At 67.5% G+C, this 17891-nt stretch carries 20 protein-coding genes and 1 pseudogene; 7 read left to right on the forward strand and 14 right to left on the reverse strand.

All coding sequences use genetic code 11. The features are described 5' to 3' along the window. Positions 1 to 53 precede the first annotated feature (53 nt). Both ACJ70B_RS10075 and ACJ70B_RS10080 read right to left on the reverse strand, forming a co-directional pair. Positions 54 to 248, reverse strand: coding sequence for a cold-shock protein (locus ACJ70B_RS10075; protein WP_049991716.1), 195 nt, complete (start codon positions 246 to 248; stop codon positions 54 to 56). 95 nt (positions 249 to 343) lie between these two features. Then, positions 344 to 556 carry a hypothetical protein gene (locus tag ACJ70B_RS10080; protein WP_408956856.1) on the reverse strand — a complete coding sequence of 71 codons (213 nt, stop codon included), beginning with the start codon at positions 554 to 556 and terminating at the stop codon, positions 344 to 346. A gap of 86 nt (positions 557 to 642) precedes the next feature. Between ACJ70B_RS10080 and ACJ70B_RS10085 the strand changes: the two genes are divergently transcribed. Beyond that, complete coding sequence (locus tag ACJ70B_RS10085) at positions 643 to 837, forward strand: hypothetical protein (protein WP_408956857.1); 195 nt, start codon at positions 643 to 645, stop codon at positions 835 to 837. An 18-nt stretch (positions 838 to 855) separates the two neighbouring features. On the opposite strand, the gene ACJ70B_RS10090 is transcribed toward ACJ70B_RS10085, so the two are convergent. The 8 genes and pseudogenes from ACJ70B_RS10090 to ACJ70B_RS10125 all read right to left on the reverse strand — a co-directional run bounded on the left by ACJ70B_RS10090 (position 856) and on the right by ACJ70B_RS10125 (position 9140). After that, positions 856 to 1947 carry a 5,10-methylenetetrahydromethanopterin reductase gene (locus ACJ70B_RS10090; RefSeq protein WP_408956858.1) on the reverse strand — a complete coding sequence of 364 codons (1092 nt, stop codon included), beginning with the start codon at positions 1945 to 1947 and terminating at the stop codon, positions 856 to 858. Beyond that, entirely contained in the window at positions 1944 to 2714 is a 771-nt protein-coding gene (locus ACJ70B_RS10095; protein WP_408956859.1) for a coenzyme F420-0:L-glutamate ligase, read from the reverse strand. Before ACJ70B_RS10095 ends, ACJ70B_RS10090 begins: the two co-directional genes overlap by 4 nt. Before the next feature lie 144 nt (positions 2715 to 2858). Then, positions 2859 to 3014, reverse strand: a pseudogene (locus ACJ70B_RS10100) (maleate cis-trans isomerase); the annotation flags it as partial. A 15-nt stretch (positions 3015 to 3029) separates the two neighbouring features. Beyond that, positions 3030 to 4622, reverse strand: coding sequence for a hydantoinase B/oxoprolinase family protein (locus tag ACJ70B_RS10105; protein WP_408956860.1), 1593 nt, complete (start codon positions 4620 to 4622; stop codon positions 3030 to 3032). Beyond that, positions 4619 to 6649, reverse strand: coding sequence for a hydantoinase/oxoprolinase family protein (locus ACJ70B_RS10110; protein ID WP_408956861.1), 2031 nt, complete (start codon positions 6647 to 6649; stop codon positions 4619 to 4621). The genes ACJ70B_RS10105 and ACJ70B_RS10110 overlap by 4 nt, the downstream gene beginning before the upstream one ends. Before the next feature lie 50 nt (positions 6650 to 6699). Beyond that, positions 6700 to 7905, reverse strand: a complete 1206-nt coding sequence (locus tag ACJ70B_RS10115; RefSeq protein ID WP_408956862.1) for an Nramp family divalent metal transporter — start codon at positions 7903 to 7905, stop codon at positions 6700 to 6702. 117 nt (positions 7906 to 8022) lie between these two features. After that, complete coding sequence (locus ACJ70B_RS10120) at positions 8023 to 8568, reverse strand: ribbon-helix-helix protein, CopG family (RefSeq protein ID WP_408956863.1); 546 nt, start codon at positions 8566 to 8568, stop codon at positions 8023 to 8025. A 71-nt stretch (positions 8569 to 8639) separates the two neighbouring features. Beyond that, positions 8640 to 9140 (reverse strand): metallophosphoesterase family protein, encoded by a 501-nt coding sequence (locus tag ACJ70B_RS10125; protein WP_408956864.1) that lies wholly within the window; start codon positions 9138 to 9140, stop codon positions 8640 to 8642. Positions 9141 to 9201: 61 nt separating this feature from the next. On the opposite strand from ACJ70B_RS10125, the gene ACJ70B_RS10130 reads away from it, so the two are divergent. Together ACJ70B_RS10130 and ddh are read left to right on the forward strand one after the other, a co-directional pair. Continuing rightward, positions 9202 to 10602 (forward strand): NUDIX domain-containing protein, encoded by a 1401-nt coding sequence (locus tag ACJ70B_RS10130; protein WP_408956865.1) that lies wholly within the window; start codon positions 9202 to 9204, stop codon positions 10600 to 10602. Between the two features lie 146 nt (positions 10603 to 10748). Next, complete coding sequence (ddh, locus tag ACJ70B_RS10135) at positions 10749 to 11678, forward strand: D-2-hydroxyacid dehydrogenase (RefSeq protein ID WP_408956866.1); 930 nt, start codon at positions 10749 to 10751, stop codon at positions 11676 to 11678. Between the two features lie 249 nt (positions 11679 to 11927). On the opposite strand, the gene engB is transcribed toward ddh, so the two are convergent. Further along, positions 11928 to 12545 (reverse strand): GTP-binding protein EngB, encoded by a 618-nt coding sequence (engB, locus tag ACJ70B_RS10140; RefSeq protein WP_408956867.1) that lies wholly within the window; start codon positions 12543 to 12545, stop codon positions 11928 to 11930. A 99-nt stretch (positions 12546 to 12644) separates the two neighbouring features. Then, positions 12645 to 13118 (reverse strand): hypothetical protein, encoded by a 474-nt coding sequence (locus ACJ70B_RS10145; protein ID WP_408956868.1) that lies wholly within the window; start codon positions 13116 to 13118, stop codon positions 12645 to 12647. A 129-nt stretch (positions 13119 to 13247) separates the two neighbouring features. Here ACJ70B_RS10145 and ACJ70B_RS10150 point away from each other — a divergent pair, with 129 nt between their 5' ends. Both ACJ70B_RS10150 and ACJ70B_RS10155 read left to right on the forward strand, forming a co-directional pair. Continuing rightward, positions 13248 to 14537, forward strand: a complete 1290-nt coding sequence (locus ACJ70B_RS10150; protein WP_408956869.1) for a TIGR00341 family protein — start codon at positions 13248 to 13250, stop codon at positions 14535 to 14537. A 94-nt stretch (positions 14538 to 14631) separates the two neighbouring features. Then, positions 14632 to 15084, forward strand: a complete 453-nt coding sequence (locus ACJ70B_RS10155) for an archaeal flagellar protein G (protein WP_408956870.1) — start codon at positions 14632 to 14634, stop codon at positions 15082 to 15084. Positions 15085 to 15107: 23 nt separating this feature from the next. Here ACJ70B_RS10155 and ACJ70B_RS10160 read toward each other — a convergent pair whose 3' ends face one another. Continuing rightward, on the reverse strand, positions 15108 to 16091 hold the full coding sequence (locus ACJ70B_RS10160) for an NOG1 family protein (protein ID WP_408956871.1): 984 nt from the start codon (positions 16089 to 16091) through the stop codon (positions 15108 to 15110). Positions 16092 to 16173: 82 nt separating this feature from the next. On the opposite strand from ACJ70B_RS10160, the gene ACJ70B_RS10165 reads away from it, so the two are divergent. Beyond that, a complete protein-coding gene (locus ACJ70B_RS10165; protein ID WP_408956872.1) occupies positions 16174 to 16545 on the forward strand; it encodes a DUF5518 domain-containing protein in 372 nt (123 codons plus the stop codon). Positions 16546 to 16655: 110 nt separating this feature from the next. Continuing rightward, entirely contained in the window at positions 16656 to 16778 is a 123-nt protein-coding gene (locus ACJ70B_RS10170) for a hypothetical protein (protein ID WP_408956873.1), read from the forward strand. Positions 16779 to 16793: 15 nt separating this feature from the next. Here the strand turns inward: ACJ70B_RS10170 and ACJ70B_RS10175 are convergent, their stop codons facing one another. After that, positions 16794 to 17879, reverse strand: coding sequence for an AAA family ATPase (locus tag ACJ70B_RS10175; RefSeq protein WP_408956874.1), 1086 nt, complete (start codon positions 17877 to 17879; stop codon positions 16794 to 16796). Positions 17880 to 17891 lie beyond the last annotated feature (12 nt).

Genomic DNA, 17891 nt, shown 5'->3' on the forward strand with positions numbered 1-17891 from the left:
GCCGCTCTTCGAGGAGCGATCTGAGAACGATACCTCCTGTCGGAATCGACCGTCTAGAGCCGCTCGACGTTGGTCGCGCGTGGCCCTTTCTCGGCTTCGACGATTTCGAACTCCAGTTCCTGGCCCTCCTCGAGGTCGGGGCCGCCGATGTCTTCCATGTGGAAGAACACGTCCTCGTCCGCGTCGTCAGTCTCGATGAAACCGTAACCGCCAGTGTCGTTGAAGAATGCGACCGTACCTTTCGCCATTGCAGGTCAACAAAACCGCGACGAAGATATAAAGCTTCGGGGGCCGCCCGCCGAGATGCGCCGAGAAGCGCGTTGTTACCGGCGGCAGTGGCGGTTTACCACTCTTTGCAGGTCGGGCAGACGAAGTCGCCGTCGTTCCGCCAGACCTGTTCGGTCGGCCCGTCACATCGGTCGCACGCGTACTCGCCCCATGCGTACGTCGAGATCGCCGCGTCGGCGGCCGTCGCTGGGCTCTCGTCGGCGTCGTCGCCGTCTCGCTCCTCCTCGCCGACCGCGGCAAAATCGGAGAGCGTCGCATCGTCAGTCACGAACTGGCATACGGACGGCGACGGCTTAATCGCTCCGCCGACGTGGGACCGGCACGGCCAAGTAGGACCGGTCACAACCCCCGTCTATGACCACCGTGACACCGCTGAACATTATCGTGGACAACCTCACCGAAATGACCAGCCTTTTCGGCGACGTGGCGATGGGCGCGGGACTCGCACCGCTTCTCATCCTGATGGGTGCGCTCCTCGTCGCCTTTTCGATGGCCGTCTTCGGCGTTCTCACCCTAGGTGCGGTCGGTAGCCTCTTCACCTCGGCCTGAGGCGTTTTCCGCGCCCGTCTACGGCTCGGTCGCGCGCTTTAACGCCTCGCTCGCCCGTTCGATCGCGTCCTCGAGGTCCGGCCCCAGCGGCGACCCGACGACGATGCCGTCGACGTAGGACAGCGCCGCTTCGAAACGCTCCGCGACGGTCTCGGTCGTCCCCGCGATACAGAAAGCGTCGATCATCGCCGGCGTGACGCGACCGAAGGCCTCGGGGAGATCTCCTTGCTCCAATGCGTCGCTCACCGCAGCCGCCGCTTCACGGTCGATATCGTGGCGCTCGAGAACCGGTTCCGCGGCCCCGCCGACGATGAAGGCGACCGGTGGCCGGGCCGCCTCGCGCGCTTCGGTCTCGTCGCCAGCGACGCTGACGCTCGCGAAGGCCAACGACTCGAACGTGCCGTCTCGCGGGTCGCTGCGCTCCCCGCTCGGAGTAGCCGAGGCGGGTTGTGTCTCGCGTTCGTCGGGTCGTTCGGCCAGCCCCTGCTCGAGCTGTCCCGCCGCCCACTCCAGATCCTTCGGATGAGCGGCGTTGATCAAGACTCCGTCGGCGTGCTTCGCGCTCATTCGGAGCATGTGTGGCCCCTGCGCGCCGACGTAGACCGGAATCCGCTCCGAGGGTGGGTCGAGATTGAGCGAGGCATCCCGCGCGGTGAAGGTCCCTTCGTGGGTGACTGTCTCCCCGTCCCAGAGGTCGCGAGCGACGCCGAACGTCTCGAGGACGCGCCGCAGCGGGCGGTCGCGCTCGACCCCCAGATTAGAAAGCGAGGAGCGATCGCCCGCGCCGACGCCGAAGACCGCGCGCCCGTCGCTGACCTCGTCGATCGTCGCCGTTTGCGCGGCCAGTTTCACGGGATGGGTCTCGTAGGGGTTGACGACACCCGGTCCCAGCCGCAGGTCGTCGGTCGCGTCGGCCATCCGCGACAGTACTACGAACGGGTCGCGGTTGAAGTAGTGGCTACTCGCGAACGCGATATCGAACCCCTCGTCCTCGGCCAGCACCGCGAGATCGGCGAGTTGCTTGGGCGGATGTTCGGGGGTAAGCTCGATGGCCCGAATCGGGCCGCCGTCGCGGCTCGCAGGTCGCTCCGCTCGGTCCTCGCCCGTCATCCGTCGAGCCTCCACTCCCGCAGTGCTTGTCGAACGAGGTCGTCCTCGACGGATCGAAAGAGCTCGTTACTGCCTTCGTGATCGCCGAACTCCCAGTCGCGGACGACGACGGCCGGCGTGCCACCGGCTCCCTCGCCGGTCACGAGGTTCGCCGCGGCGGCGAGTTCGTCGACCACCGACTGGACGGTGACGCCGAGTTCGTGGCCGTTTCGATCCAGTTCGCCGCGCCAGTCGCGGCTCGCGGGCAGCCCGGCCCAGCCGATCGCCACCCCGGTCTGTCCGTGGCGGAACGGGCGACCGCAGGTGTCCGTGACGATAACCGCCACGTCCTCGATGCCGCGCTCCTCGAGGCCTGCGCGAATCCGTTCGGCGCTCTCGTCGGGCCGCTTCGGCAGGAGTAGCAGATCGTGGTCCGGCACGTTCGAGCGGTCGATCCCCGCGTTCGGACAGATATGGCCAAAGCGGGTCTCCGCCAGCAGGAACGGGGCGTCGATCAACAGCTCCGTGCTCTCCTCGAGGATCGCCTGCGCGAATCGCGGGTCCTTCTCCTCGCCGGCGATCTCTTCGATCCGGTCAGCGATCTCTTCGGCCCGGCCGCTGACGGGGTAGTCTTCCAGGTCCGCCGTCCGACCCTCCGCCTTCGAGACGATCGTGCTCGCGACGGTGAGCACGTCGCCCGGCTCGAGGGCGGCCCGATCCGCGACGAGGTCGGCGATGTCGTCGCCGGGGCGGACTTCGGGCAGGTCCGCCACGCCGTTGAGTTCCATACCGGAGGGTGGACCAGCGGCGTCAAAAGGGCACCGTCACCGGAGAATGGAGTCGGCGATTCTCGACTCGAGTCTCCGGGTATCGGATCGTCCGCGGCCGGAATCCCCGATTACAGCCGTCGGCCGATCACTGACGGTCGCGCTCGAACAGCGCCCCCGGTCCGTCGAAGTCGCGTTCGAAACCGCCGATCCGACCGACTCGAGGGCCATCCGCGCGCCGTGGACGGTGACGGAGTCCGGGAGGTGTGTTCGGAACTCCGGTTCGGCCGTCGTATTCGACGACGGGACGACCAGTCCCAGCGGCCGCGACCGTCGTCAGTCACCGCACTCCTCGCCGTCGTCCGCCGGCGGTTCACCGTGGCCGCCGCCGCCGGGCGTTTTGACGGTGACCGTCGTGCCGGCGTCGACGTCGACGGTCGTCTTCGCCGGTGCCGGCTCGCCGTCGATCAGGTTCTCGCCGGTCGCACCGTTCTCGCCGCCGGCGATGCCTTTCGGCGCGTGGCGGCGGCGTTCGGTCAGTAGCGACACCGTCGACGCTTTCTCGACGGTGACCGAGCGCTCGAGGCCCAGCCCCCCGCGGAACCGCCCGCGGCCGCCGCTGCTGTCGCGGAGCGCGTAGCGCTCGACCCGAAGCGGGTACTCGGTCTCGAGGGATTCGACGGGCGTGTTGAGCGTGTTGGTCATGCCGACCTGGACGCCGTCCATGCCGTCGCGGTCGGCGCGAGCGCCGAAGCCGCCGCCGATCGTCTCGTAATAGGCGAACGAGCCGTCGCGAGCGCCGATCGTGAGGTTGTTCATCGTCCCCTGGCCCTGTGCGGTCACGCGGTCCGGCGCGGCCTGTGCGAGCGCGGTGAAGACGACGTCGGTGACGCGCTGGCTGGTCTCGACGTTCCCGCCGACGACCGCCGCTGGCACGGTCGGATTGAGCAGTGATCCCGTCGGCGCGCTGACGTCGACCGGTTCGTAACAGCCCTGATTCGGCGGGATCTCCGGATCGGTGATACAGCGCACGACGAAGTAGACGGCGCTCGTCGCGACCGCGAGCGGGGCGTTCAGGTTCCCCTCGAGCTGGGCCGCGGTACCAGAGAAATCGACGTCGATCGTCTCGCCGTCGACCGTCACCGTGACACTGATCGGGATGTCGTCGTCGGTCACCCCGTCGCCCTCGAGGACGTCGGTGGCCTCGTACGCGCCGTCTGGCAGTGCCGCGATTTCGTCGGTGATCCGTTCGCGCGAGTAGTCGATCACGGCGTCGAACCCGGTGAGGACGGTGTCGCGGCCGTGTTCCTCGAAGAGCGCGGCGAGTCGTTCCTCGGCGCGTTCGTTTGCCGCCTGCTGTGCGCGGAGGTCGGCGCGGCGTTCGCCCGGATTGCGGACGTTCGCGAGCACGAGCGACCGCACGTCCTCCCGCGGCTCACCGCCCTCGACGAGGCGGGTTGGCGGGAGTCGCAGTCCCTCCTGGTAGATCTCCTGTGCGCCCGCTGGCATGCTGCCGGGGGTCATCCCGCCGACGTCGGCGTGGTGGGCGCGAGAAACTGCGTATCCGACGATCTCGTCGTCGGGAGCGATCGGCGAGACCATCGTCACGTCCGGCAGGTGCGTTCCGCCGGTGAAGGGATCGTTGAGCACGAACACGTCGCCCGGCCGCGGGTCGTGCTCGCGTACGGCCTCGACAGCCGCCGGCATCGCGCCGAGGTGAACCGGAATGTGTTCGGCTTGAGCGATCATCCGCCCGTCGGCGTCGAACAGCGCCGTCGAACAGTCGCGGCGCTCCTTGATATTCGGCGAGTAGGCCCCGCAGATCAGGGTCTGGCCCATCTCCTCGGCGATGCTTTCTAACTGGTTTCGCAGTACCTCGAGGGTCACCGGGTCGATGCCGTCTGTCATGTCTGTTGTCGAAGTCGTCATCGGTCCGTCTCCGTTCGCGTCATGACGAGCGTCCCGTCGGCGAGAATCTCGCCCGCCCAGGTCGGCGGGACGACCGTCGTACTCTCTGCCTGTTCGAGCACCGCCGGGCCCGCGACCGACGCGCCCGTCTCGAGTCGGTCCCAGTCGTAGACCGTCGTCTCCCGCGCGCCGGCGTCGGGGAAGTGAGCGGTCCGGGTCCCGACGACGGCGTCGCCGCCGCCGTCGTGGCTCATCTCCGGTTCCGTGCCCGGCACCGTCGCCGTCGTACGGAGATTGACGACCTCGATCGATTCGTCCATCGCGTACCCGTAGGTCCGCTCGTGGGCGTCGTGGAATCGCGATTCGACCGCCGCCGCGTCGAACGTCTCGTCGACGGGGACGGTGAGTTCGAAGCTCTGGCCCGCATACCGACAGTCGGCGGCCCGCTCGACGCGCGCCGCGTCCCGGTCTGACGCAGCTGTGAGCACGTCGGCCACGAGCCCGTCGTAGACTTCCTCGAGCGTCGCCCGGTCTGCGCCGTCGAGGTCGACGCCCACCGTCCGCACGGCGTCGTAGCTCTCGTCGGCCGCGAGCAGGCCGAACGCCGAGAGGACCCCGCCCGGACGCGGCACGACGACGCGATCGACCGACAGCGAATCGGCAAGCGCCGCGGCGTGCATCGGGCCCGCGCCGCCAAAGGCCACGAGCGCGAACTCGCGGGGGTCGTGGCCCCGCTCGACGGTCACGGAGCGGATCGTCCGCGTCATCGTCGCGTTCGCCACGCGGTAGACGCCGCGGGCCGCCTCGAGCGGCCCCTCGAGGCCGGCCTCGTCGGCCAGTCGGCCGAGCGCGTCGCGGGCCGCCTCGACATCGAGGGTCATCTCACCGCCAAGCGCGGTCTCGGGGCCGATGTAGCCCAGCACGACGTTGGCGTCCGTGACGGTGGGGTCGGTCCCCCCGCGGCCGTAGCAGGCGGGACCGGGCTGGGACCCCGATGACTCCGGGCCGACCCGGAGCGCGCCGCCGGCGTCGACCCAGGCGATCGATCCGCCGCCAGCGCCGACGGTGTTGACGTCGACCATCGGCGTCCGGATCGGCAGGCCGTCGATCTCGGCGTCGGTCGTCCGCTCGGCTCGTCCGTCCCGGACGAGGCTCACGTCGCTCGAGGTCCCGCCCATGTCGAAGGTCACGAGTCCCGCGACGTCGTCGTCGTCGACGGTCGCCGCGGCACCGACGACGCCGGCGGCGGGTCCCGACAGGGTCGTCGTCACGGCGTGTTCGCGGACCGTCTCGGGGTCGGCGATTCCGCCGTTTGCCTGCATGATCTGCGGGGCCGGGATCCCCGCGTCGCTCGCTTCGTCGACCAACTGGCCCACGTAGCGGTCGATCGCGGGTCGGACATAGGCGTCGACCGCCGTCGTCGATGTGCGCTCGAACTCGCGGAACTCCGCGAGCACCTCGTGGGAGGCCGAGACGGGCACGTCCAGTTCCTCGCGCAGCGTCTCAGCGACGATCCGCTCGTTTTCGGGGTCGGCGTAGGCGTGTAGCAGCGAGACCGCGACCGCCTCAACGTCGCGCTCGCGCAGCGTCGCCGCCAGTTCGCAGACTTCCGAGACGTCGACCGGTCGCTCGACGCCGTCTTCGGTCGTCCGCTCGTCGACCTCGAAGCGCCGCTCTCGGGGGACTAGTGGCTCGGGTTTCTCGGCCTCGAGGTCGTACAGATCGGGGCGATCCTGCCGGCCGATCTCGAGGACGTCGCGGAACCCGTCGGTGGTCACGAGCGCGGTCTCCGCGCCGTCGCGCTCGAGGAGGGCGTTGACCGAGACGGTCATCGCGTGTGCGAAGCCGTCGATCTCGCCGGGCTCGATATCGGCGCGCTCGCAGGCCTTCTCGATGCCCTCGAGGACGCCGACGTGCTGTGGTTCCGTCGACGGCACTTTCGCGGTGACGAGGCGGTCGTCGACGGACAGCGCCACGTCGGTGAAGGTCCCGCCGACGTCGACCCCGATGCGGGTCGCGTCGCCGTCGCTCGAGTCGTCGCGTGCCATTGCATCCGAATTCGCGTCGTGTTCGTTTGAACCTGTCATGAAGATCGTCGTCAGACCAAGAGTACGTTGTAGAGCGTTCGGAGGCCGATCCCGACCACGACGAGCGTGACGATTCCGCCGAGGACGTTCTGGAGCGTCGTGTTCGTGTGATCGCCCAGCAACTCGTCGTTGTTCATCGCGTAGATGAGGAAGACGGCCAGAATCGGGAGCAAGAGGCCGTTGGCTACCTGTGCGAAGACGATCACCTGAATAGGGTTGAAGTCGAGTGCCGAAAAGACGATGCCGATGCCGAGGATCGTCATCCAGATCGCCCGAAACCGCGTTGCGGTCAGATCGCGTTCCCAGCCGAGCGCACCGGCAGTGGCGTAGGCACCGGCGAGCGGCGCGCTCATCGAGCTCGTAAAGCCGGCCGCGAACAGACCGACCGAGAAGAACGTGAGCGCGTAACCGCCGAAGACGGGCTCTAGCTGGTCGGCCATCGCGCCGACGTTATCGATCGACGTTCCCTTCGGGAACACCGCGGCGGCGGTCACGACGATCGCCGTCGTGATGAGGCCGCCGACGACGACCATCCCGATCGTGTCGGTGCGACATTCGGCGAGATCGTCCGCGCCGTCCCACCGTTCCTGGACGGTGCTTGCGTGCAAGAACAGGTTGTAGCCGACGACGGTGGTCCCGACGAGGCCGGCGATGAGATAGGCCGAGCCGTCGGGCACCGTCGGAACGAGTCCGCTCGCCAGCGAGCCGACGTCCGGCCGGACCATGACGGCGTTGAGCAGGAACGCCGCACCCATGATCCCGACGAGGCCGATGAAGACCCGCTCGATCAGTTTGTAGTTCCCCGTCCACAGCAGTCCGGCGGCGACGAGGCCCATAACCGGTCCCCAGACGTTCTCGCTGATACCGGTGATCGCCGACAGGCCGGCGGCACCGCCGACGATGTTGCCCGTCTGGAACGCCGCCGTCCCGATCCCGATCGCGCTCACGACGAGTGCGACGGAAATCGTCCGCGGAATCGGGTTTTCGAACTCGTTTCGAAACGCTTCCCCCAGCCCTTGCTGCGTGATCAGCCCTAACCGCGCACTCATCTCCTGGAGCACGATCGTCGCGAGAATCGAGAACGCGATCGTCCACACGAGCAGATACGCGTATTCAGCGCCGATCACACTTGCAGTCGTTACCGTTCCTGGACCGACGAACGCCGCCGCGACGAGCGCTCCCGGGCCGATCGCTTTCAACCGCTCGATAACACCCATGATGCGTATTCACATACAACACTCTTCGATCCATCCAAAAGGGTTGTTAAGAAGTGCACACACGGTCAGTAGACAGCGGCGAACCGTTATGACGACGTATGAAGACGTATGAACGTGTCAGTCCGCCGCCTGTTCGGTCACGATTACCTTCGATACGCCTTGCTCGATCCCGATATCCGTCGGTAATTCGACGGTGCTTCGCTCGATGAACCGTGTCATGAACCACCGAACGGCTTCCGAGGGAAAGACGAGATGGTAGACGCCCTCGCCCTCCCGTCGGACGTCAAGGAAGCCACAGAACGACAGCCACTCGAGGAGATCGCCGACTTCCTCGAATCGGGTCGCGTACTCGTGGGCGTGATAGTCAGAGACGCGGTCGGCCGCCTCGACGAACGCCGGGTCAGGATCGCCGCTATCGTAGCAGTACTCGAGGAAGGCGTGCAGGAAGTCGACGTCCAGCAGGACGTGTTCTCCCGACGAGAGCATTCGATAATACTGTTCGAGATTGTCGCTTGGCTTCCCGCTTGCCGCCTCGAAGTTCGCCGCGTAGAACGTCAGGGCGCGGCGCACCACCTCGCTCTGTCCGTTCCCCGTCTCCGCGACGAGCGTCTCGAGCGCCGTCGTCGAATCGTCGTCGAGCGATACCGTCACGCGCTGTGTCATGGTAACGCAGGGGTGCCCGAGACGGGTATAGTTCACGCACTCGGCCGACCGACTCGGTTAGACGACCGATCTTATTCGGTCCGTAACTCGACGTCGAGGGTACCGTCCGCGACGGTCGCGACGTACATCGTCGCGCGGTCGGCGGGTGCCGCGCCGGTCGCGCTGCCCGGGTTGAGAATCCGAACGCCGTCGATGGTCGTGTCGACGACCTCGTGGGTGTGGCCCGCGACGGCGACCGCCTCGCCGTCCGGTACTTCGGCCCGGGCCGTTTCCGCGACCCGCTCATCCCAGCCGACCGGCGAGCCCGAGCCGTGTGTCACGACGAACGTCACGCCGCCGACCGCGAGCGTTTCGGCGCGTGGCGCGTCGATCGTCGGCGGATCGGTGTTACCGCGGACGGCGGTCAGATCGCCGTTTGCGAGCGAGGCGATCCGATCGCGAGCGCGCTTCGAGTCGAAGTCGCCCGCGTGGATCGCGTGATCGGCCCGCGCGAGTTCGTCGACGACCCAGTCGGGGACCTCGCTCTCGCGGGAGGGAACGTGCGTGTCGGAGACGATCGCGACTCGTGGCATGGACGGTTCTACGCCGTCCACTCCCGAAAGCGATTCCCTCCGCGCGCTCGTTCCCATACACATGAGCGACGGATTCGATGCGGACCGCGACGAGCGCGGGAACGACGGCACGGACGCGAGTCACGTCGTCACCGCGTTCCTCCGGAACCGCGGCGAGATCCTCCTGTTGTGTCGCAGCGACGCGGTCGGGACCTACGCGGGCCGGTGGGGCGGCGTCTCCGGCTTCGCCGAAGGCCGGCCGGACGAACAGGTTCTCGCGGAGATCCGCGAGGAAACGGGGCTCGAGGCCGCCGACGTCTCGCTCGTCCGATCCGGACGCCCCGTCGAGTTCGAAGACACCGAGCTCGAGCGCGAGTGGGTCGTCCATCCCTATCTGTTCGACTGCGAGACCCGCGATGTGACGTTGAGCGAGGAACACGACGCGTTCGCGTGGGTCGCCCCGACGACGATCCTCGAGGGCGTCGGCGACGACCGCGAGACGGTGCCCAAACTGTGGACGGCCTACGAACGCGTCGCACCTGCGGTCCGGTCGATCGCGGCCGACGACGAACACGGGGCCGCGTCTCTCTCCGTGCGCGCGCTCGAGGTACTGCGCGACCGAGCGGGGTTGCTCGTCGCCGAGCGTGCGAAGTTCGGTCCCGACCCGGAGGGCGAGCGGGACGAACTCGCGGCACTCGCCGGTCGCTTACTCGAGGCGCGGCCGTCGATGGCCGTCCTCCGCAATCGGGTAAATCGGGCGATGACCGAGGCCGACAGGGACGGGAACGCGGAGACCGGCGCACCCGCGGTTCTCGAGTCGTCGCTGTCGGGGATCGACCGCGCGCTGTCGGCCGACGAGGACGCCGCCCGGAACGCCGCCGAACGCCTCTCGGGGAGCGTCGCCACGCTCTCGCGGTCGGGGACCGTGCTCGAGGCGATTCGGGAGGGTGCGCCCTCGCGCGTCTTCGTCGCTGAATCGCGGCCGGCCCGCGAGGGGGTCGCCGTCGCCGAGGAACTGGCCGAGACGATCGACGGTGCCGTGACGGTCCACACCGACGCGGCGGTCGCGCACGTCCTCGCCCGCGAGGAGATCGACCGCGTCGTCGTCGGCGCGGACACCATCCTTCCCGACGGCTCCGTCGTGAACAAGACCGGCACGCGAGCGGTCGCGATCGCTGCCGACCGCGAGGGGATCCCGGTTTCAGTCGTGGCCGCGACGGACAAGGTCTCGACCCGCGAGGAGGTAAACCTCGAGTCGGGCGACCGGACCGCGGTCTACGACGGCGACGCCGCGATCGACACCCTGAATCCGACGTTCGATGTGTCGCCAGCCGACTGCGTGACCGATGTCGTCACCGAGCGCGGAGTCCTCGAGCCAGACGGGATCGAGGCCGTGGCCGCGGAGTTGCGTGGGCTCGAGGCGTGGCGCGACGGCGGCGCGGCGGGTCGGGAAACGACAGACCGAAATCCCTCGAGGGAGTAGGCACAGACGGCGGCCGTGACGAAGAGTTACCCCCTCCGAGCCCCTTGTGACGAGGATCTTTCCCGAGCCGCCACCTTTCGTACTCAGAGCCGAACCCGCCGTCCGAGGTGCAAACCTTCAACCTCGATTCGGCCGTAGCGCCATCCATGGCATTCGAACTCGAGCGACTCGGAATTCACGAGTCCGTCGATGCGGTGTTTCCGTCCGAGGAACTCGCCGAGTACCTCGCCGACGTGCCGATCGAGGTCGCAGTGATCGGCGACGACGGAATCGCCGCCTGTGACGCGGTCGTCACCCTCGAGCACCGCGCGGCGTTTCTCGAACTGGACTGGATTCACTCGATTCAGGCGGGCGTCGACCGGTTTCCGTTCGACGCACTCGCGGACCGCGGCGTAATTCTCACGAACAGCACGGGAATCCACGGTCGCAGCGTCGGCGAGACCGTCGCGGGCTATCTCCTCATGTTCGCCCGGCGGTTGCACGATTACGTCGCGAACCAGCAAGAGCGGCGATGGGACCGCCCGGAGTGGGACGAGGCCTTTACCGTACCCGGGTCGACGGCCTGCGTCGTCGGCACCGGCACCCTCGGCCGCGGCGTCGCCGAGACGCTGGGCGCGCTCGGGCTCCGCGTGACCGGCGTCCGCCGCTCCGGTGATCCCGTTCCGGGATTCGACGAAATCTACGCGAGCGACCGGCTGCTCGAGGCCATTTCCGACGCCGAGTTCGTGATCGTCACCGTGCCGCTGACCGACGAGACTCATCATCTCTTCGACGCCGAGGCGTTCGCGGCCATGCGCGACGACGCCTACTTCGTGAACGTCGCTCGAGGACCGGTCGTCGACGAGCAGGCGCTGATCGCGGCGCTCGAGGCCGACGCCCTCGCCGGCGCGGCCCTGGACGTCTTCGAGGAGGAGCCCCTGCCCGAGGACTCGCCGCTGTGGGGGATGGACGAGGTCATTATTTCGCCCCATTGCGCGGCCTACACCCGCGATTACTTCCGAGACGTCGGCGAGATCGTCCACGAAAACGTCGACCGACTCGAGCGCGACGACGAATTGAAAAACAGGGTCGTCTGAGCCGGTCGATCACCTCGTCTGAGCCAGTCGGCCACAGGTCGGTGGCCGGGCGCACGGCTCGAGTACCACGAGAGCCGTGTAACCCGGGGGAGGGCAGGCGCTCGCCACATATTCACCGCGAGCGAGCCCGAAGGGCGAGCGAGCGGGCCGACGACTGACCCGAAACGCAGTGGAGGGGAAGGAGGAGTGCTTTTCATCAACGTTTTGCCGAGGGCGCGGCGGAGCCGCGCCCGCAGCGCAAAAGGTTGGCTAGAAGAACTTGAACAGATCGTCCCGATTCTGCTCGTGGAGGTGGCTCCGAACGGCCTCGTTGAGGGCCGTGATGCGACCCTGTTTGGCGCTGATGGGGGCGATGGTCTCTTGCCACTGCTTCCACGGCGGGTAGAGACCGAGCCGGTCGCAGAGTTCGTTCAGTCGCTCGTCGCGGTCGTCGACTTTGTCCATCTTGTTGACGGCGACGACCGTGGGAACCTCGAGGTCGCGCAGGAAGTGGAACATCTCGACGTCGTAGGGGATCTCGTCGGGGCCGGAGTGGCGGTCGATGATGTCGACGACACTCTTGCCGTCGACGACGAGGATTGCCACGAGAACGGTGTCGGCGTACTCCTCGAGATACCGGACGATGTCGGTCTTGATCTGCTCGCGGTGGTCCTCGTCGACGCCGCTCATGAAGCCGAAACCGGGGAGATCGGTGATGACAAAGTCCTCGGGAGCCCAGTCGTAGTGGTTGGGCGAGCGGGTGACGCCGGGTTTCCCCCCGGTGTCGAAGCTGTGGCCGGTCAGTTCGCGCATGAGCGTGGATTTCCCCACGTTCGAGCGGCCGACGAGGGCGACTTCGGCCTCCCGGTTCGGGCGGGTATCGAACATAGACGCCCGTAGGGCGCTCCGGCCTTTATACGCATTGTAACCGTTCGACCTGCGAGTGGCGACTCGAGGCCGGACTGCGTCGACCGAGGCGAGACCACGTTACACGCCCGTCGCGACGAACAGCCCGATCCCGAACGAGACCGCGACGAGGAGGGCGATGCCGGCGAGGCGACGGCTCGAGGGCGTCCCCTCGAAATCGACGTGGCGGCTGTTTCGAGCGGTCTGGACGCCCAGCCAGGCCAGCGACGTACAGCCGACGAGCGTCGCCGCGGCGAAGAGTCGCGATTCGGTGTCGGCGGTGACGACCGCGGATCGAACCGCCGAGAGCGTGACGACGGCTGCAAGGACGACGTCACCGATTCCGACGAAGACGTTCCACGGGACATCTCGACCTCCGACGGTGACCGAATCGACGAATCCGCCGACGATCATGAGGATTGCCGCGAGAACGAACCCGACGAGGAAGGCACCGGCCAGCGGTCCGACGAGGACGCTCCAGCCGAAGACGGCGAGATAGGCACCGCTGAGTCCAAGCATGACGATGCCTAACAGCGATGCAACCCGGCGCTTCATACGTGTAATCCACCGGGTTGGAATAAGTATGTTGCGAAGGTTGGTAATACCTAGCTGTGTCTTACTGCGACCCCTTGCGTGGGACGGAATGCCGCGGAATTATGACCCCCCGGTGTTTCACGTCGTACTGTGCGGCTCGTACAGCTGACGGTTCCCACGGGTAAGCGAGAGACGATCCTCGGGGCGCTCGACGATCGGGGGGTCGATTACGTCCTGACAGACGAGGACAGCAGCCGGGAGTACACGGCGGTCGTCTACTTCCCGCTGCCCGATGCGGCCGTGGAGCCAGTGCTCGACGAGCTACAGGACGTGGGGGTCGACGAAGACGCGTACACGGTCGTCGTCGACGCGGAGACGGTCGTCTCCCGGCGGTTTCAGTCGTTGCGCAAGGAGTACGAGACCGGCGATGTCGAGTCCGAGCGCATCTCGCGCCACGAGTTGCAGGCCGAAGCGGAGGATCTGACGCCGACGTTTCCTGTCTATGCGGTGATGACGATCATCAGTGCGATCGTCGCGACGGCCGGGCTGTTGCTCGACTCGCCGGCGGTCGTCGTCGGGTCGATGGTGATCGCACCGCTGATCGGGCCGGCACTGGGTGCAAGCGTCGGGACGGTGATCGACGACGAGGAGCTGTTCGCCGAGAGCGTTACCTTCCAGATAATCGGCGTCGTCCTCGCGATCGGGGCCGCCGCGGTGTTCGCCGTGCTCGTTCGAATGACGAACATCGTCCCGCCGGGCCTGGTGTTGTCGAACGTCGGCGAGATCTCGGAGCGCCTCGCTCCCGACCTGCTCTCGCTGGTGATCGCACTCGGCGCGGGCGTCGCGGGGGTCGTGAGCATCGCGACGGGAACCTCCGTCGCGCTCGTCGGCGTGATGATCGCGGCGGCGCTAATTCCGCCCGCCGGCGTGGCGGGGATCACCCTCGCGTGGGGCCAGCCCGCGGCCGCCATCGGCGCGACGGTCCTCGTCCTCGTCAACCTGCTGTCGGTGAACCTCGCCGGTCTTCTGACGCTGTGGTACGCCGGTTACCGGCCGGAGAACCTGTTCCGAATGGGCGAGACCGAACAGCGCCTCCGTCAGCGAATCGTCGGGCTCGTCGCCATCGTTCTCATTTTCGCGGTGTTCCTCGGCGGTATCACCTACGCCTCCTACGAGGCGAGCAACTTCGAACAGGACGCTCGCGAAGAAATTGAGGCGACGCTCACGCAGGGGCAGTACGAAGAGTTCCAGTTGCTCGAGTTCGAGGTCGTGATGGGCGACGACTATCCGTTTCGGAGCCCCGAGACGGTCGTCGTGACGATCGGTGGGCCGTCGGACGAGTCGGTCCCGAGGCTGGCGGATATCCTGAGCAAGCGGATCAACCGCCACGCCGACCAGTCCGTGACTGTCGAGGTCAGGTACGTCGTCGTCCTCGACTGAGCGGGGATGATGTGGGACAGCGCCGCGGGGAGTTCACCGCCGACCGGCCGGTAGGCATATCCCGTTTCCTGACGCTGGCTTTCGAACACGGAGAATGGTCCGAGCCGCCGTCGCCCAGACGCTGCTGTTCATCGCCGCGGTGAGCGCCGCGGCCATGTTCGCCGGCACGATCGTCACGCAGTCCTCGCTGTTCGCTCAGTCGACCGCCGACGAGGCCGACCGGACGGTCGCGACGATCGACGCGGAGGTCGACGTCATCAACGACCCCGCGTCGGGTGCGACGTACGATGACACCGATGGGAAGGTCACGCTGTACGTCAAGAACATCGGCGGCGAGACGCTCGAGCCGGCCGCACTCGAGGTCGTCCTCGACGGGACGTACGTCGAGTCGAGCGCACGCTCGACGCGCGTCCTCACGTCCGGTGACGAGTGGCGAGTCGGGACGGTGCTCGAGGTGACGGTCGATCGATCGCTCGCGGCCGGCGAGCATCGGGCGCTCGTCACGATTCACGGCGCACGGGATCAGCTGGTGTTCGACGCCGGCTGACGGCGCTCGTCTTTCGGCCGCGATTACCCGTCGAACGGTAACTCGGGTTCGTAATCGATCGCCTCGACGGCCGCCTCGAGCACCTCCTCGACGTTCTCGTCGGTCTCGACGCTCATGGTGTAATCGGCCGCGACGGCATCATCCAGTTCGGCTGGGTCGAAGCGGTCGGCCTTGTTCGCGACCGTCAGCACGGGCACGTCCTCGAACTGGGCCGCGATGGAGTCGCGGAGCTCGAGTTGCGAGCCGATCGGGTAGCCGCACTCTCCGGTGGGGTCGACCATCACGAGCATGCAGTCTGCGAGGTGTTCGACCGCGCTGACGGCCTGGGATTCGATCTCGTTTCGCTCCTCTGGCGGGCGGTCGAGCAGGCCGGGTGTGTCGACGATCTGGTAACGGAGGTGATCTCGCTCGAAGTGCCCCAGGCCGATCCCCTTCGTGGTGAACGGGTACGAGGCGGTTTCGCCGCGCGCGCTAGTGACGCCGTTGACGAACGACGATTTCCCGACGTTCGGGTAGCCGGCGACGACGATCGTCGGCTCGTCGGGGTTGATGTCGGGCAGGTCCCGCAGGTCGTTGCGCGACTCGTTGATATACAGCAGTTCGTCGTCGATCTGCTCGACGATGTCGGCTAAGCGGGCGAATGCCTGTTTGCGGTGCTTTCGCGCGGTGTCCACGTCGGTCTTGCGCAGTCGCGGCTGGTACTCCTCGTGGATCTCGCGGGCCTTCCGGCTGGCCCACATCACCTCCGAGAGGCTCTGACGGAGCCGGTCGACGTCGACGATCGCGTCCGCCAACTCGTAGTAGAAGGGGTGAGCGTCGTACTCGAAGTCCGGCCACGCCGTCACCACGTTCTCTAAGTTGTCGGAGATGATGTTGGCTGCCGTCTGGAGCATCGACTGCTGGGCCTCGAGGCCGCCCTTGGCCTTGCCGGCCCGCGCCGCCCGCGAAAACGCCTTGTCGATCAGCTCTTCCGACGTGGGCGTCGTCGGAAGGTCTTCGAAAATCATGTCCACGGATAGAACGCGTGACCATAAAAGCGCGTCCGTTGGCCGCCGCGAGCTTATGTCCGCCGCCGTCCTACGGTCTCGTATGACAGACTGGCGCGCCGTCTTCGTCGGGTTCGTCGTCGCGACCGTCCTCGGGATCGTCGGGCTGGTCCTCCCGGGTATCGGCCAGCTCGCGGCCGGACTGCTCGGCGGTTTCGTCGCGGGCTACATGGCCGGCGGCGGGCTCGGCAGCGGCTTCTGGCACGGCCTGCTCGCCGGTTCGCTCGGCGGAATTATCGGCGGCCTCCTCATCGGTGTCGCCGTCGGCGTCGCCGGCCTCGCGCTCGGCCCGCTCGGCGGTGCCATCACGGGCGCGGCCGGTATCGGCATCTTCCTGCTCGCCGTCGTGATTTCGATCGTAATGGCCATAGAAAGCGCGGTCGCCGGCGCGGTCGGTGCCGCGGTCAGTGAGTGACTCCTGTCCGAACCATTACAACGGCCGGCTCTGATCCTCCATCCGTCGTGTCGCCTTCCGTCTTCGATCCGCGACTCGAGTCCGTCACGTCGAGGAACTGGTCGACCGCAATGCGGACCGACAGGTGGATGGCCCACTGTCTCGAGCAACGCGAGGACAACGGGCTGGTCCGTCCCGACTCCCGATACGTCGGGGCGACGGACCGCGAGTGGACGCCCGTCGCAAAGCGCTGACCTTGGTTCGGTCGCTCACCGGTTGCGCGACGGCGCGGAGTCGGCTTCGGGCTCGGTTCCGCCGCCGGAGGCATCCTCGAGTTCGGCATCGGCGTCCGTCCCGGGCTCGGGGTCCGTGTCGGGCTCGTCGCTTTCCGGTGCGACCGCAGGCACGTCCACGGCGTTGACCGCGTGGCGGACGACGGCGCTCGCCTCGACGCCCTCGACGGTCGCCTCGGTGGTGCGGACGATCCGGTGGGCCATCGTCGGCCGGGCGAGGCGCTTGACGTCGTCCGGGGTCACGTACGAGCGGCCGTCGATCAGCGCCGCGGCGCGAGCGGCTTCGAACACGCGCTGGACGCCCCGCGGCGAGACGCCGGTGTCAGCCCGCCGGTCGGCCCGCGTCTTCCGTGCGAGGTCGACGATGTAGCCGCGGACCTTCTCGTCGACGGTGACGTCTTCCGTCATGTCCTGAAGCGTGCGGACCGTCCGCGCGCTCGCGACCGAGTCGACGCTCGGCGAGAGCGACCGTCGGTTCGCCCGCCGCTCGAGCAGTCCGAGCTCGCCGTCGCGGTCAGGGTAGCCCAGCGAGGTCTTGACGCTGAAGCGGTCGCGCTGGGCCTCGGGCAGGCGGAACGTCCCTTCCTGTTCGATCGGATTCTGGGTCGCAACGACCACGAACGGCTCGGGTAGCTCGTGGGTCGTGCCGTCGACGCTGACCTGCCCTTCCTCCATGGCCTCGAGCAGCGCGGCCTGTGTCTTCGGCGGCGCGCGGTTGATCTCGTCGGCCAAGACGACGTTCGTGAACACCGGTCCCTCGGCGAACTCGAACGCGCCGGCTTGCTCGTCGTAGATCATCGATCCGGTCACGTCCGAGGGCAGCAGGTCGGGCGTGAACTGGAGCCGCTTGAACTTGAGGCCCAGCGACTCGGCGATCACGCGCGCGGTGACCGTCTTCCCCGTTCCCGGCACGTCCTCGAGCAAGACGTGGCCGCGGGCGAGCACGGCGGAGAGCACGGTGTGGAGAACTTCGCGGTCGACGACCGCCGCCTCCTCGATACGTTCGACGACGCGTCGGACGGTGTTTTCGGCGTCGCCGAGCGTCGCGTTCGTCTCGTCCATACACGACAGTGT

This window comes from Natrinema sp. 74 (assembly GCF_046097095.1).
In the GTDB taxonomy this organism is placed as follows: Archaea; Halobacteriota; Halobacteria; order Halobacteriales; family Natrialbaceae; genus Natrinema.

Coding starts and splice junctions, on each gene's coding strand:
- ACJ70B_RS10075 (WP_049991716.1), bottom strand. CDS start 248: ATGGCGAAAGGTACGGTCGCATTCTTCAACGACACTGGCGGTTACGGT.
- ACJ70B_RS10085 (WP_408956857.1), top strand. CDS start 643: ATGACCACCGTGACACCGCTGAACATTATCGTGGACAACCTCACCGAA.
- ACJ70B_RS10090 (WP_408956858.1), bottom strand. CDS start 1,947: ATGACGGGCGAGGACCGAGCGGAGCGACCTGCGAGCCGCGACGGCGGC.
- ACJ70B_RS10095 (WP_408956859.1), bottom strand. CDS start 2,714: ATGGAACTCAACGGCGTGGCGGACCTGCCCGAAGTCCGCCCCGGCGAC.
- ACJ70B_RS10105 (WP_408956860.1), bottom strand. CDS start 4,622: ATGACGACTTCGACAACAGACATGACAGACGGCATCGACCCGGTGACC.
- ACJ70B_RS10110 (WP_408956861.1), bottom strand. CDS start 6,649: ATGGCACGCGACGACTCGAGCGACGGCGACGCGACCCGCATCGGGGTC.
- ACJ70B_RS10115 (WP_408956862.1), bottom strand. CDS start 7,905: ATGGGTGTTATCGAGCGGTTGAAAGCGATCGGCCCGGGAGCGCTCGTC.
- ACJ70B_RS10120 (WP_408956863.1), bottom strand. CDS start 8,568: ATGACACAGCGCGTGACGGTATCGCTCGACGACGATTCGACGACGGCG.
- ACJ70B_RS10125 (WP_408956864.1), bottom strand. CDS start 9,140: ATGCCACGAGTCGCGATCGTCTCCGACACGCACGTTCCCTCCCGCGAG.
- ACJ70B_RS10130 (WP_408956865.1), top strand. CDS start 9,202: ATGAGCGACGGATTCGATGCGGACCGCGACGAGCGCGGGAACGACGGC.
- ddh (WP_408956866.1), top strand. CDS start 10,749: ATGGCATTCGAACTCGAGCGACTCGGAATTCACGAGTCCGTCGATGCG.
- engB (WP_408956867.1), bottom strand. CDS start 12,545: ATGTTCGATACCCGCCCGAACCGGGAGGCCGAAGTCGCCCTCGTCGGC.
- ACJ70B_RS10145 (WP_408956868.1), bottom strand. CDS start 13,118: ATGAAGCGCCGGGTTGCATCGCTGTTAGGCATCGTCATGCTTGGACTC.
- ACJ70B_RS10155 (WP_408956870.1), top strand. CDS start 14,632: ATGGTCCGAGCCGCCGTCGCCCAGACGCTGCTGTTCATCGCCGCGGTG.
- ACJ70B_RS10160 (WP_408956871.1), bottom strand. CDS start 16,091: ATGATTTTCGAAGACCTTCCGACGACGCCCACGTCGGAAGAGCTGATC.
- ACJ70B_RS10165 (WP_408956872.1), top strand. CDS start 16,174: ATGACAGACTGGCGCGCCGTCTTCGTCGGGTTCGTCGTCGCGACCGTC.
- ACJ70B_RS10170 (WP_408956873.1), top strand. CDS start 16,656: ATGCGGACCGACAGGTGGATGGCCCACTGTCTCGAGCAACGCGAGGAC.
- ACJ70B_RS10175 (WP_408956874.1), bottom strand. CDS start 17,879: ATGGACGAGACGAACGCGACGCTCGGCGACGCCGAAAACACCGTCCGA.